Origin of the sequence: Citrobacter sp. Igbk 17 (assembly GCF_028069775.1) — a bacterium.
GTDB lineage: Bacteria > Pseudomonadota > Gammaproteobacteria > Enterobacterales > Enterobacteriaceae > Citrobacter.
In genome coordinates, this window is sequence record NZ_JANEWI010000019.1 from 1 (window position 1) to 14650 (window position 14650).

14 protein-coding genes are annotated in these 14650 nt (G+C 52.5%); 13 read left to right on the top strand and 1 reads right to left on the bottom strand.

Annotated elements, in window-relative coordinates; translation table 11 throughout:
- The first annotated feature begins 448 nt into the window (after positions 1-448).
- The 13 genes from nrdH to emrB all read left to right on the top strand — a co-directional run bounded on the left by nrdH (position 449) and on the right by emrB (position 14025).
- The gene (nrdH, locus tag NNO08_RS12755) at positions 449-694 is read left to right on the top strand and encodes a glutaredoxin-like protein NrdH (RefSeq protein WP_271442294.1); all 246 of its coding nucleotides are present in this window, start codon (positions 449-451) and stop codon (positions 692-694) included.
- Positions 691-1101, top strand: a complete 411-nt coding sequence (gene nrdI, locus NNO08_RS12760; protein ID WP_271442293.1) for a class Ib ribonucleoside-diphosphate reductase assembly flavoprotein NrdI — start codon at positions 691-693, stop codon at positions 1099-1101. Before nrdH ends, nrdI begins: the two co-directional genes overlap by 4 nt.
- Entirely contained in the window at positions 1074-3218 is a 2145-nt protein-coding gene (nrdE, locus tag NNO08_RS12765; RefSeq protein ID WP_271456858.1) for a class 1b ribonucleoside-diphosphate reductase subunit alpha, read from the top strand. Before nrdI ends, nrdE begins: the two co-directional genes overlap by 28 nt.
- A 10-nt stretch (positions 3219-3228) precedes the next feature.
- A complete protein-coding gene (gene nrdF, locus NNO08_RS12770) occupies positions 3229-4188 on the top strand; it encodes a class 1b ribonucleoside-diphosphate reductase subunit beta (protein WP_271454185.1) in 960 nt (319 codons plus the stop codon).
- A 354-nt stretch (positions 4189-4542) separates the two neighbouring features.
- The gene (gene proV / locus NNO08_RS12775) at positions 4543-5745 is read left to right on the top strand and encodes a glycine betaine/L-proline ABC transporter ATP-binding protein ProV (protein WP_271454184.1); all 1203 of its coding nucleotides are present in this window, start codon (positions 4543-4545) and stop codon (positions 5743-5745) included.
- A complete protein-coding gene (proW, locus tag NNO08_RS12780; RefSeq protein WP_271449806.1) occupies positions 5738-6802 on the top strand; it encodes a glycine betaine/L-proline ABC transporter permease ProW in 1065 nt (354 codons plus the stop codon). Before proV ends, proW begins: the two co-directional genes overlap by 8 nt.
- 189 nt (positions 6803-6991) lie before the next feature.
- Positions 6992-7987, top strand: a complete 996-nt coding sequence (gene proX / locus NNO08_RS12785; protein WP_271456859.1) for a glycine betaine/L-proline ABC transporter substrate-binding protein ProX — start codon at positions 6992-6994, stop codon at positions 7985-7987.
- Positions 7988-8177: 190 nt separating this feature from the next.
- On the top strand, positions 8178-9362 hold the full coding sequence (locus NNO08_RS12790; protein WP_271442287.1) for an MFS transporter: 1185 nt from the start codon (positions 8178-8180) through the stop codon (positions 9360-9362).
- A gap of 122 nt (positions 9363-9484) precedes the next feature.
- Positions 9485-10222: an AzlC family ABC transporter permease gene (locus tag NNO08_RS12795; RefSeq protein ID WP_271456860.1), complete on the top strand. Its 738-nt coding sequence runs from the start codon at positions 9485-9487 to the stop codon at positions 10220-10222.
- Entirely contained in the window at positions 10212-10547 is a 336-nt protein-coding gene (ygaH, locus tag NNO08_RS12800) for an L-valine transporter subunit YgaH (protein WP_005122930.1), read from the top strand. Before NNO08_RS12795 ends, ygaH begins: the two co-directional genes overlap by 11 nt.
- Positions 10548-10637: 90 nt before the next feature.
- A complete protein-coding gene (gene mprA / locus NNO08_RS12805) occupies positions 10638-11168 on the top strand; it encodes a transcriptional repressor MprA (protein ID WP_005122929.1) in 531 nt (176 codons plus the stop codon).
- A 129-nt stretch (positions 11169-11297) separates the two neighbouring features.
- Complete coding sequence (gene emrA, locus NNO08_RS12810; protein ID WP_048213008.1) at positions 11298-12470, top strand: multidrug efflux MFS transporter periplasmic adaptor subunit EmrA; 1173 nt, start codon at positions 11298-11300, stop codon at positions 12468-12470.
- Positions 12471-12486: 16 nt separating this feature from the next.
- The gene (emrB, locus tag NNO08_RS12815; RefSeq protein ID WP_061068443.1) at positions 12487-14025 is read left to right on the top strand and encodes a multidrug efflux MFS transporter permease subunit EmrB; all 1539 of its coding nucleotides are present in this window, start codon (positions 12487-12489) and stop codon (positions 14023-14025) included.
- 86 nt (positions 14026-14111) lie between these two features.
- Here emrB and luxS read toward each other — a convergent pair whose 3' ends face one another.
- Positions 14112-14627, bottom strand: a complete 516-nt coding sequence (luxS, locus tag NNO08_RS12820; RefSeq protein WP_005130532.1) for an S-ribosylhomocysteine lyase — start codon at positions 14625-14627, stop codon at positions 14112-14114.
- Between the last annotated feature and the right edge of the window lie 23 nt (positions 14628-14650).

A 14650-nucleotide genomic window follows, 5' to 3' on the forward strand; every position in this document is an offset into this window, starting at 1 on the left:
AAACGCATGTCATTATGCGCCGTCGGATGGCGGCATAAATGCCTTATCCGGCCTACGATGCGCTCTCCTTGCCGTTGGAAAACGCATGTCATTATGCGCCGTCGGATGGCGGCATAAATGCCTTATCCGGCCTACGATGCGCTCTCCTTGCCGTTGGAAAACGCATGTCATTATGCGCCGTCGGATGGCGGCATAAATGCCTTATCTGGTCTGGGATGTACTCTCCTGTAGGCCGGATAAGACGCAACGCGTCGCCATCCGGCAACCTGTTATAGTCCATATCCCGTTCCCGCTCCGCTCATCACCCTGGGTATCATCAATCTAAAATTCCCATATCTTGTATGGTTGAATCTTCTTTCATCTACATCTAGTATCTTCTCTATCAGCACCCACACAAGCCGATGTCCAATATGCATCGCTCTTTTACTTTTAAATGGAAATACGAATCATGCGTATTATTATTTACACTCGTAATAACTGTGTTCAGTGCCACGCCACAAAACGGGCGATGGAAAGCCGTGGTTTTGACGTTGAGATGGTGAATGTCGATTTGCAGCCTGAACTGGCAGATACCCTGCGCGAGCAAGGTTTTCGTCAGTTGCCTGTCGTGGTGGCAGGTGAAACCCGTTGGTCAGGATTTCGCCCGGACATGATCAATCGCCTGCGCCCGGAACCCCGCGTGGTCAGCGCATGACGACCCTCGTCTACTTCTCCAGCAGCTCCGAAAATACGCACCGCTTTATGCTGCGTCTGGCGCTGCCCGCCATCCGTATTCCACTGAATGAACGCGAGAGGATCCGGGTAGACGAGCCTTACATTTTAATCGTGCCGTCTTACGGCGGCGGCGGTACGGCAGGCGCAGTCCCGCGTCAGGTGATCCGCTTTTTAAACGATCCTCATAACCGGGCATTAATCCGTGGCGTGATCGCATCTGGCAATCGCAATTTCGGCGAGGCCTATGGGCGTGCGGGTGAGGTCGTCTCACAAAAATGCGGCGTGCCATGGCTCTATCGTTTTGAGCTGATGGGTACGCAAAGCGATATCGAAAACGTTCGAAAAGGAGTGAGCGAATTTTGGCAACGACAACCGCAGAACGCGTAATCCAGCCAGCACTGGATTATCACGCCCTGAACGCCATGCTAAATCTGTACGATAAAGCCGGGCGGATTCAGTTCGATAAAGATCATCAGGCGGTGGAAGCTTTTTTTGCTACCCACGTCCGTCCTCATTCGGTGGTCTTTGCCAGTCAGCAGGAACGCCTGGACACGCTGATTCGTGAAGGCTATTACGACGAAAGCGTTTTAGCCCGCTACGATCGCGCGTTCGTGGTGAAGCTGTTTGCCCACGCCCACGCCAGCGGATTCCGCTTTCAGACATTCCTCGGCGCATGGAAGTACTACACCAGCTATACACTGAAAACCTTTGACGGCAAACGCTACCTTGAAGATTTCGAGGATCGCGTGACGATGGTGGCACTCACTCTGGCGCAGGGTGACGAGGCGCTCGCCATGCAGCTCACTGATGAAATGCTCTCGGGTCGTTTTCAACCCGCCACGCCAACCTTCTTAAACTGCGGCAAACAACAGCGTGGGGAGCTGGTTTCCTGCTTCCTGCTACGCATTGAAGACAACATGGAGTCCATCGGCCGGGCGGTAAACTCAGCGCTGCAGCTTTCCAAACGCGGCGGCGGCGTGGCATTTTTACTCTCGAATCTGCGCGAGGCCGGAGCGCCTATTAAGCGTATTGAAAACCAGTCTTCCGGCGTGATCCCGATAATGAAAATGCTGGAAGATGCCTTTTCTTATGCTAATCAGTTGGGCGCACGTCAGGGCGCGGGCGCAGTGTATCTGCACGCGCACCATCCCGATATTTTACGTTTTCTCGATACCAAACGTGAAAATGCCGATGAAAAAATCCGCATCAAAACGCTCTCGCTCGGTGTGGTGATCCCGGACGTCACCTTCCGTTTGGCCAAAGAAAATGCGCAGATGGCGCTGTTTTCACCGTATGACGTAGAACGCCTTTACGGCAAACCATTCGGTGATATCGCCGTGAGCGAGCGCTATGACGAACTGGTTGCCGACACGCGTGTGCGCAAAACATACATTCATGCCCGCGACTTCTTCCAGCGACTGGCAGAGATTCAGTTTGAGTCTGGCTACCCCTACATTATGTTTGAAGATACGGTGAACCGTGCGAATCCGATTGCCGGTCGCATCAATATGAGCAACCTGTGCTCGGAGATTTTACAGGTCAACAGTCCATCAACCTATGATGAGGCACTGGGCTATACGCAGGTAGGGCATGATATTTCCTGCAATCTTGGATCGCTGAACATTGCCCACACCATGGATTCACCTGACTTTGCTCGTACAGTGGAAACAGCCGTGCGCGGCTTAACCGCCGTCTCGGACATGAGCCATATCCGCAGTGTTCCTTCCATTGAAGCCGGGAACAGTGCGTCACACGCCATTGGTCTCGGGCAGATGAACCTGCATGGTTATCTGGCGCGGGAAGGAATCGCCTACGGTTCACCCGAAGGGCTGGATTTCACCAATCTTTATTTTTACACCATCACCTGGCATGCCCTGAATACGTCAATGAAACTGGCCCGTGAACGCGGAAAATCTTTTGCCGGATTTAGTCAGTCACGCTATGCCAGTGGCGAGTACTTTACCCAGTATTTGCAGGGAGACTGGCAGCCTAAAACAGAGAAAGTCCGCGCACTGTTTGCCACAAGCGGCATTACGTTGCCAACCCGGGAGATGTGGCAGCAGCTGCGGGATGATGTGATGCGCTACGGCATCTATAACCAGAATTTACAGGCCGTTCCGCCGACCGGCTCAATCTCCTATATCAACCACGCGACCTCAAGCATTCACCCGATTGTATCGAAAGTGGAAATTCGTAAAGAGGGTAAAACCGGGCGCGTTTACTACCCTGCCCCGTTTATGACCAACGAGAATTTGGCCCTGTATCAGGATGCCTACGAGATTGGCCCACAAAAGATCATTGATACCTATGCCGAGGCGACACGGCATGTCGATCAGGGACTCTCACTGACGCTCTTTTTCCCCGATACCGCTACCACTCGAGATATCAACAAGGCACAGATCTACGCCTGGCGTAAGGGTATCAAATCGTTGTACTACATACGGTTACGCCAGTTGGCGCTGGAAGGAACCGAAATTGAGGGTTGCGTGTCATGCGCACTGTAAGGAGAACAGAATGAAACTATCTCGCGTCAGCGCCATCAACTGGAACAAGATTGAAGATGATAAAGACCTTGAGGTATGGAATCGCCTGACCAGTAACTTCTGGCTACCGGAAAAAGTCCCGCTTTCCAATGATATTCCGGCATGGCAAACGTTGAGCGCTGCCGAGCAGCAGCTCACTATCCGCGTATTTACCGGCCTGACGCTGCTCGACACGATTCAGAATATCGCCGGCGCCCCCGCGCTAATGGCGGATTCAATCACGCCACATGAAGAGGCGGTACTGTCGAATATCAGCTTTATGGAAGCCGTGCACGCGCGCTCCTACAGTTCTATTTTTTCCACGCTTTGTCAGACCAAAGATGTGGACGCGGCTTACCTCTGGAGTGAGAAAAATTCTCCGCTCCAGCACAAGGCACAGATAATTCTGACGCATTACGCCAGCGAGGAACCGCTGAAAAAGAAAATAGCCAGCGTATTTCTGGAATCCTTCCTGTTCTATTCCGGCTTCTGGCTACCGATGTATTTCTCCAGCCGCGGCAAGCTGACGAATACCGCTGACCTTATCCGCCTGATCATTCGTGATGAAGCAGTTCATGGTTATTACATTGGCTATAAATACCAAAAAGGTCTGGAGCACGTTTCACCCTCTACGCGTGACGCGCTACAGAATTATGCCCTCGATCTGTTGATGGAATTATATGACAACGAAGTTCGTTATACGGAGGAACTGTATGCGGAAACCCCGTGGGTAGAAGACGTCAAAGCCTTTCTCTGCTACAACGCCAATAAGGCGCTAATGAATTTAGGTTATGAGGCCCTGTTCCCGGCAGAAATGGCGGATGTGAACCCGACAATCCTCGCTGCGCTCTCACCCAACGCAGACGAAAACCATGATTTCTTCTCTGGTTCAGGGTCATCTTATGTGATGGGTAAAGCCGTCGAAACAGAAGATGACGACTGGAATTTTTAACGTTTCCTTCCGCGGGAAATACCTTACATTTTCCGCGTTAATATTTTAACGAGATCACATTTTTATCACACAAATATGATTGGGTGATCTACACTCAATATCAGCCGCAATATTCGCCTGTATTTCAACAATTCAGGCGCATTTTCAGTGTCATTTACAAAAAATATCCCTCAAGGCTCATCCGCGCTCAGCCCTTATATCATGGGAAATCCCGCCATCTGACGTTTGGCAATATTCATGCCACAAACAAATTCAGGGTTGTCTCAGATTCTCAGTATGTTAGGGTAGAAAAAGGTCACTATTTCCATCAGGTAATATATCGATATAAACAAATAACAGGAATCATTCTATTGCATGGCAATTAAATTAGAAGTTAAAAATCTCTATAAGATATTTGGCGAGCATCCACAGAGAGCGTTCAAATATATTGAAAAAGGACTTTCAAAAGAGCAAATTCTGGATAAAACAGGGCTATCGCTTGGCGTTAAAGACGCCAGTCTGGCCATTGAAGAAGGCGAAATATTTGTCATCATGGGATTATCTGGTTCGGGTAAATCCACAATGGTACGCCTTCTCAATCGCCTGATTGAACCCACCCGCGGACAGGTATTGATAGACGGCGTAGACATTGCCCGAATCTCCGATGCTGAACTTCGCGAGGTGCGCAGAAAAAAGATTGCGATGGTCTTCCAGTCCTTTGCCCTGATGCCGCACATGACTGTGTTGGACAATACGGCATTCGGCATGGAATTAGCCGGTGTTGCCGCTGAAGAGCGTCGTGAAAAAGCGCTGGATGCGTTACGTCAGGTAGGTCTGGAGAATTACGCGCACGGCTACCCGGATGAACTTTCCGGCGGAATGCGCCAGCGCGTGGGACTCGCCCGCGCATTAGCCATCAATCCCGATATCTTATTAATGGATGAAGCCTTCTCTGCGCTCGATCCGTTAATTCGTACCGAAATGCAGGATGAACTGGTAAAACTCCAGGCGAAGCATCAGCGTACCGTGGTCTTTATTTCCCACGATCTTGACGAAGCGATGCGTATTGGCGACAGAATTGCCATTATGCAAAACGGTGAAGTGGTACAGGTCGGTACACCGGATGAAATCCTGAATAACCCGGCGAATGATTATGTGCGTACCTTCTTCCGTGGCGTAGATATTAGTCAGGTCTTTAGCGCTAAAGATATATCCCGTCGTAGCCCTGAAGGGCTAATTCGTAAAACGCCAGGCGTCGGCCCCCGTTCGGCCCTGCAATTACTGCAGGACAAAGATCGCGAATATGGTTACGTGATTGAACGCGGCAATAAATTCGTCGGTGTGGTGTCGATCGATTCATTAAAAACCGCATTAAGCCAGGCACAAGGTATTGATGCGGCATTAATCAACGAGCCGCTAGCCGTGGATGCACAAACGCCTCTTAGCGAGTTACTTTCTCATGTCGGTCAGGCCCCGTGCGCGGTGCCGGTTGTCGATGAGGAACAACAGTATGTGGGCATCATTTCAAAACGCATGCTGCTACAGGCTTTAGATCGCGAGGGGGCAAACAATGGCTGATCAAACCAATCCGTGGGATACCGCACCTGCGGCCGATAGCGCCGCGCAATCTGCTGATGCCTGGGGGACCCCCGCAGGCGCACCTGCCGACGGCGCTAGCGCAGACTGGCTAACCAGTGCACCGGCACCGGCACCAGAGCATTTCAATATTATGGATCCATTCCATAAAACGCTGATCCCGCTGGATAGCTGGGTCACCGAAGGGATCGATTGGGTGGTCACCCATTTCCGTCCTGTCTTCCAGGGCATTCGTGTCCCGGTGGATTACATACTTAATGGCTTTCAGCAACTCCTGCTGGGCATGCCTGCACCGGTGGCAATTATCCTGTTTGCCCTGATCGCCTGGCAAATTTCCGGTATCGGAATGGGCGCCGCCACGCTGATTTCACTGATTGCTATCGGTGCTATCGGTGCCTGGTCGCAGGCAATGATCACCCTGGCGCTGGTGCTAACCGCGTTGCTGTTCTGCGTGGTGATCGGCTTGCCAATGGGGATCTGGCTGGCGCGCAGCCCACGTGCGGCGAAGATTGTCCGACCACTGCTGGATGCGATGCAGACCACCCCCGCGTTCGTCTATCTGGTGCCGATCGTCATGCTGTTCGGTATTGGCAACGTCCCCGGCGTAGTGGTGACAATTATCTTCGCCCTGCCGCCCATCGTGCGTCTGACCATTCTGGGGATTAATCAGGTCCCGGCCGATCTGATTGAAGCCTCGCGCTCATTTGGTGCCAGCCCGCGTCAGATGCTGTTTAAAGTGCAGTTGCCGCTGGCGATGCCCACCATTATGGCAGGGGTGAACCAGACGCTGATGCTGGCACTCTCCATGGTGGTTATCGCGTCGATGATCGCCGTCGGTGGCTTGGGTCAGATGGTTCTGCGCGGTATCGGCCGTCTGGACATGGGTCTGGCTACCGTTGGCGGTGTGGGGATCGTGATCCTCGCCATCATTCTGGACCGTCTGACGCAGGCCGTAGGCCGCGACTCGCGTAGCCGTGGTAACCGTCGCTGGTACACCACCGGTCCGGTTGGGCTTCTCACCCGCCCTTTCACTAAGTAGTTCACCCGTTGCCCGGTGACGCATTGCTTACCGGGCCTACAATTCATTAGCTTACACAAAATCATTCAAGTTGCATCGCGGCGGCAAACGAATGTATCCCCAGGAGCGTACAAGTAGTACGTGACTGGGGTGCATGAGTGCAGCCAACAAAGAGGCAGCTTGAAGGATGAAGTGTAATAAGGAACAACGATGCGACATACCATACTTTTTGCCACAGCGTTTGCCACCCTTGTCTCCACCAGCGCTTTCGCTGCCGACCTGCCGGGCAAAGGCATCACCGTACAGCCAATCCAGAGCACCATCTCTGAAGAATCCTTCCAGACGCAGCTGGTTGCCCGCGCGCTGGAGAAACTGGGTTACACCGTTAACAAAACCAGCGAAGTTGACTACAACGTCGGCTATACCTCTATTGCCTCTGGCGATGCGACGTTTACCGCCGTGAACTGGCAGCCGCTACATGATGATATGTACGCCGCAGCCGGCGGAGATAAAAAATTCTATCGCGAGGGGGTATTCGTAACAGGCGCTGCACAGGGTTATCTGATCGACAAAAAAACCGCTGAGCAGTACAAAATCACTAACATCGCCCAGTTAAAAGATCCGAAGATCGCCAAAATCTTTGATACTAACGGCGATGGTAAAGCTGACATGATGGGTTGCTCGCCGGGCTGGGGTTGTGAAGCCGTGATTAACCACCAGAACAAAGCCTTCGATCTGGAAAAAACAGTCGAGGTCAGCCACGGTAACTATGCAGCAATGATGGCTGACACCATTACCCGCTTTAAAGAAGGCAAACCGATCCTGTACTACACCTGGACACCATACTGGGTCAGTGACGTGATGAAACCGGGCAAAGATGTTGTCTGGCTGCAGGTCCCGTTCTCTTCTCTGCCCGGTGAACAGAAAGATATCGATACCAAACTGCCGAACGGCGCGAACTATGGCTTCCCGGTAAACACCATGCACATTGTCGCCAACAAGGCCTGGGCGGAGAAAAACCCGGCTGCGGCGAAACTGTTTGCCATCATGAAATTGCCACTGGCAGATATCAACGCGCAGAACGCAATGATGCATGATGGTAAAGCCTCAGAAGCTGACGTTCAGGGCCACGTTGATGGCTGGATCAAAGCCCACCAGCAGCAGTTCGACGGCTGGGTAAAAGAAGCGCTGGCTGCGCAGAAATAACCCACTCGTAGGCCTGATAAGCGTGACGCTATCAGGCCCAGTAATCCCACCAATGCCGGATGGTGGCGCGATGCGCCTTATCCGGCCTACCCCCCTTCCCACACCGCACAATCCATCACCCAACAAATCAGCAACATTTAATCACTTCCGTTATGATTGTTTTCTGCAACCCATTATTCAGTTGAAAACAATGACCAAACCCACTCACGGGCTTAGCCCGGCACTGATCGTTTTAATGTCTGTGGCGACCGGCCTCGCCGTTGCCAGTAACTATTACGCCCAGCCGCTGCTCGACACCATCGCGCGAAACTTTTCGCTGTCGGCCAGTACTGCGGGCTTTATCGTCACTGCAGCACAGCTTGGCTACGCTGCGGGGCTCCTGTTTCTGGTACCACTTGGCGATATGTTTGAACGCCGGATGCTGATTGTCTCGATGACACTGTTAGCCGCAGGCGGCATGTTGATTACTGCCAGCAGTCAGTCGCTGGGGATGCTGATCCTCGGCACTGCGCTAACCGGGTTGTTCTCAGTTGTCGCACAGATCCTGGTTCCGCTGGCGGCGACGCTCGCCACGCCGGACAAGCGCGGTAAAGTTGTTGGTACGATTATGAGCGGCCTGTTGCTGGGGATTTTGCTAGCGCGAACGGTTGCAGGGTTGCTGGCGAATCTCGGCGGTTGGCGCACCGTGTTTTGGGTGGCCTCAGTATTGATGGCGCTGATGGCGATTGCCCTGTGGCGTGGTTTGCCGAAGATGAAATCAGAGACCCATCTTAACTACCCGCAGCTATTGGGCTCCGTGTTTAGCCTGTTTATCCACGATAAATTACTCCGCACCCGCGCGATGCTGGGCTGCCTGACCTTTGCCAACTTCAGTATTCTCTGGACATCAATGGCATTTTTACTCGCCGCACCGCCGTTTAACTATTCAGAGGGAATGATTGGCCTGTTCGGGCTGGCAGGTGCTGCCGGTGCATTAGGCGCTCGTCCGGCGGGCGGTTTTGCCGATAAGGGTAAATCGCATCTCACGACTACCGCAGGCCTGCTGTTACTGTTGCTCTCCTGGCTGGCTATCTGGCTCGGACATACTTCAGTGCCGATGCTGATTATCGGTATCCTGGTACTGGATCTGACTGTTCAGGGGGTACATATCACCAACCAGACGGTTATCTATCGCATTCACCCGGACGCACGTAATCGTCTGACTGCCGGGTACATGACCAGCTATTTCATTGGTGGTGCGGCAGGTTCTCTGATTTCAGCTTCAGCCTGGCAGCATGCCGGCTGGGCTGGCGTTTGTCTGGCAGGTGTGACCGTTGCCGTACTCAACCTGCTGGTCTGGTGGCGAGGTTTTCACCGCCAGGAAGCCGCAAATTAAGCGTATAACGTCTGTTTACCTTTGATTGGGCTCCTCAGGGTGTTAAGGAGCCCATCAGTCTGCTAAGGTTATAACTCATTGAGCCAGGTTATTTTAATTTCGGTAATGAAGCCTATAATCCTATGGAAAGCCCTGTTCCCCAGTCTGAATTCCGTTCTGCTACGTTAACTGAAGGATTCAAAGACAGCCTACCGATAGTTATCAGTTATATTCCGGTCGCATTTGCATTTGGTATGAATGCGACTCGCCTGGGCTTTACTCCCGTTGAAAGCGTTTTTTTCTCCTGCATCATTTACGCCGGCGCCAGCCAGTTTGTCATCACAACTATGCTCGCCGCGGGCAGCTCACTGTGGGTCGCGGCTCTGACCGTCATGGCGATGGATGTTCGCCACATTTTGTATGGCCCATCTCTACGTAGCCGTATCGCCCGACAGCTGAGCAAACCTAAAAGCGCGTTATGGGCCTTTGGCCTCACCGACGAAGTCTTTGCCGCTGCAACGGCGAAGCTGGTGCGGGATAATCGGCGCTGGAGTGAAAACTGGATGATCGGCATCGCGCTATGCTCCTGGGCTTCCTGGGTTCTTGGCACAGTTATCGGTGCATTTTCCGGCACTGGCTTACTGAAGGGTTTCCCGGCGGTAGAAGCCGCACTGGGGTTTATGCTCCCGGCGCTGTTTATGAGTTTTCTGCTGGCCTCTTTCCAGCGTAAGCAAACGCTATGCGTCACGGCGGCATTAGCCGGTGCACTGGCTGGCGTGATGCTGTTTTCCATTCCGGCAGCCATCCTGGCAGGCATAGCCTGCGGATGCCTGACTGCGCTCATTCAGTCGTTCTGGCAGGGAGGACCTGATGAGCTATGAGGTTCTGCTGCTCGGTCTGCTGGTCGGCTGCGTCAATTACTGTTTTCGCTATTTACCACTGCGTCTGCGAATGGGGAACGTGCGCCCGACAAAACGCGGAGCCACTGGAATATTACTCGACACCATCGGTATTGCATCAATTTGCGCCCTGCTGGTGGTGTCTACCGCGCCAGAAGTGATGCACGACGCTCGTCGTTTTGTACCTACGCTGGTGGGGTTTGTGGTACTGGGTGCAAGCTTCTATAAGACCCGCAGCATTATCATTCCGACCTTACTGAGTGCTCTGGGCTATGGATTAGCCTGGAAAATGCTGTTTGTCTTATAGATGAAAATAATCATTTTAAATAAATAATACATTTACTTTATTTGTCACTGTCGTTACTATATCGGCTGAAATTAATGAGGTTATACCCAAATGGATAGTTCGTTTACGCCCATTGAACAAATGCTAAAATTTCGCGCCAGCCGCTACGAAGAGTTCCCTTATCAGGAAGTGCTTCTGACTCGTCTTTGCATGCATATGCAGGGCAAGCTGCTGGAAAACCGCAATAAGATGCTGAAAGCTCAAGGGATTAACGAGACGTTGTTTATGGCGTTGATTACGCTGGAGTCTCAGGAAAACCACAGTATTCAGCCTTCTGAACTGAGTTGTGCACTTGGCTCGTCACGGACTAACGCTACCCGCATCGCGGATGAGTTAGAAAAGCGTGGCTGGATCGAGCGTCGCGAAAGCGATAACGATCGCCGCTGTCTGCATCTGCAATTGACCGAAAAAGGCCATGCTTTTTTGCAGGAGGTATTACCGCCTCAGCATAACTGCCTTCATCAGCTTTGGTCATCTCTCAGCACCACCGAAAAAGATCAACTTGAGCACATCACCCGTAAACTTCTGACCCGTCTTGATCAGATGGAGCAGGATGGCGCGGTATTAGAAGCGCTGCGCTAACGCGCTGACTCGCTCAGAAATCCAGATTTAAAAATGAAAAACCGACAGGCCAGCACGCACAGTGCTGGCCTTTCTGATAAACAGGTCGGCCCCAGCCGATGTGAAAAAAATAAGATCGTGGAGAACAACATGAGCGCAAATGCGGAGACTCAAACCCCGCAGCAACCGGTCAAGAAGAATGGCAAACGTAAAAGTATGCTGCTCCTGCTGACCTTGCTCTTTATTATCATTGCCGTGGCATATGGGATTTATTGGTTTTTAGTACTGCGTCATATCGAAGAGACAGACGATGCTTACGTGGCAGGGAACCAGGTTCAAATTATGGCGCAGGTATCAGGCAGCGTGACGAAAGTCTGGGCTGATAACACTGACTTTGTAAAACAGGGCGATGTCCTGGTCACTCTCGATCAGACAGATGCCAAACAGGCATTTGAAAAAGCCAAAACTGCGCTGGCGTCCAGCGTGCGCCAGACGCACCAGTTGATGATCAACAGCAAGCAACTGCAGGCAAGCATTGAAGTTCAGAGAACCGCGCTGGCCCAGGCACAAAGCGATTTTAATCGCCGTGTCCCACTGGGTAACGCCAACCTGATTGGCCGCGAAGAACTGCAACATGCCCGCGATGCTGTCGCCAGCGCTCAGGCTCAGCTTGATGTCGCAATCCAACAATATAATGCGAACCAGGCAATGATTCTGGGTAGCAAGCTGGAAGATCAACCTGCTGTACAACAGGCTGCCACCGAAGTGCGTAATGCCTGGCTGGCGCTGGAACGTACCAAAATTGTCAGCCCGATGACCGGCTATGTTTCCCGTCGTGCCGTGCAGCCCGGCGCACAAATTAGCCCCACGACGCCGCTGATGGCAGTTGTTCCGGCGACTAACCTGTGGGTGGATGCCAACTTCAAAGAAACACAGCTGGCGCACATGCGTATTGGCCAACCGGCGACCGTCATCAGTGATATTTACGGCGATGATGTGAAATATACCGGGAAAGTCGTCGGCCTGGATATGGGTACGGGCAGCGCCTTCTCCCTGCTGCCAGCGCAAAACGCGACCGGTAACTGGATCAAAGTCGTCCAGCGTTTGCCGGTACGTATCGAACTGGATGCGCAGCAGCTGGCACAACATCCACTGCGTATTGGTTTGTCAACACTGGTTACGGTAGATACCGCTAATCGTGACGGGCAGATCCTGGCAAGCCAGGTCCGCACGACGCCAGTATCAGAAAGTAATGCACGTGAAATCAACCTTGATCCGGTCAATAAGATGATCGAAGAGATCGTGCAGGCCAACGCGGGCTAATTCAAAGGTGCGTGTGATGCAACAGCAAAAACCGCTGGAAGGCGCGCAGCTCGTCATTATGACGATTGCGCTGTCCCTGGCGACATTCATGCAGGTGCTGGACTCCACCATTGCTAACGTGGCGATCCCCACTATCGCCGGGAACCTCGGCTCTTCACTGAGCCAGGGAACCTGGGTGATCACCTCATTCGGGGTGGCGAATGCTATCTCTATTCCGATCACCGGCTGGCTGGCAAAACGCGTTGGCGAAGTACGACTATTCATGTGGTCAACTATCGCCTTCGTCATTGCGTCATGGGCATGTGGGATGTCCACCAGCCTGAATATGCTGATTTTCTTCCGCGTCATTCAGGGTATTGTCGCCGGTCCGTTAATCCCGCTATCGCAAAGCCTGTTACTGAATAACTATCCTCCCGCCAAACGCTCCATTGCCCTCGCGCTCTGGTCGATGACGGTGATTGTTGCCCCGATCTGTGGCCCCATTCTTGGGGGCTATATCAGCGACAACTATCACTGGGGCTGGATATTTTTCATCAACGTGCCAATCGGTGCTGTAGTGGTATTGATGACGCTGCAAACGCTGCGCGGTCGGGAAACCAAAACCGAGCAGCGGCGTATCGACGCCATTGGTCTGGCGCTGCTGGTCATTGGTATCGGCAGTTTGCAGATTATGCTCGATCGCGGCAAAGAATTGGACTGGTTCGCCTCACAGGAAATTATCATCCTGACGGTTGTCGCCGTGGTGGCAATCAGCTTCCTTATCGTCTGGGAGCTTACCGACGAGCACCCCATTGTCGATCTCTCGCTGTTTAAGTCGCGTAACTTTACCATCGGCTGTCTGTGTATCAGTCTGGCCTATATGCTCTACTTCGGCGCAATCGTCCTGTTGCCGCAGTTATTGCAGGAGGTGTACGGATATACGGCAACCTGGGCAGGTCTGGCGTCTGCACCGGTTGGGGTGATTCCAGTGATCCTGTCGCCGATTATCGGCCGTTTCGCACACAAGCTGGATATGCGTCGGCTGGTCACGTTCAGCTTCATCATGTATGCCGTCTGTTTCTACTGGCGTGCGTGGACGTTCGAGCCCGGTATGGATTTTGGTGCATCGGCCTGGCCGCAGTTTATTCAGGGGTTCGCGGTAGCTTGCTTCTTTATGCCACTGACCACCATCACGCTATCGGGTTTACCGCCTGAACGTATGGCGGCAGCATCGAGCCTGTCTAACTTTACGCGAACACTGGCGGGTTCTATTGGTACGTCGATCACCACAACGATGTGGACTAGCCGTGAGTCGCTGCACCATGCGCAACTGACGGAGTCAGTAAACCCTTATAACCCTAATGCGCAGGCTATGTATAACCAGCTGCAGGGATTAGGGATGACCAAAGAACAGGCATCCGGCTGGCTGGCGCAGCAAATCACCAACCAGGGGCTGATTATTTCTGCTAACGAAATCTTCTGGATGTCTGCTGGGATCTTCCTCGTGCTACTCGGCCTGGTGTGGTTTGCCAAACCGCCATTCGGTGCAGGCAGTGGCGGCGGCGGCGCACACTAATAAAAAAAGCCAGTTCAGATGAACTGGCTTTTTTATGCCTGACATTTGGTGACCTGATAGCACAATGCTTAGCAGGCCCGCCCAGACTAAATATGCAGTTCCTGCAGCTTGTCTTTTGGCAGCGCCAGCTCTTCATTGCTGTTAACGCGGACATCACGTTCCAGAATATGACGGGCAATGTCCTGCGCTTCACTGAGCGAGTGCATCTGATACGTACCGCACTGGTAGACGTTCAGTTCCGGGATCTGATTCTGATCCTGTACTTTCAACACATCTGCCATTGCCGCTTTCCAGGCATCAGCTACGCGTTGTTCGTCCGGCGTTCCAATCAGGCTCATGTAGAAACCGGTACGGCAACCCATTGGCGAAATATCAATAATCTCGACACCGTTACCATTCAGGTGGTTACGCATAAAACCAGCAAACAGGTGTTCCAGCGTATGAATACCTTTCTCAGGCATCACTTCTTTGTTCGGAATGCAGAAACGCAGATCAAACACGGTGATAGCGTCGCCATGCGGGGTGTTCATCGTTTTTGCAACCCGGACTGCAGGAGCTTCCATCCGGGTGTGATCGACAGTAAAACTATCTAACAACGGCATTTAGCCACCTCCGATAAATTTTT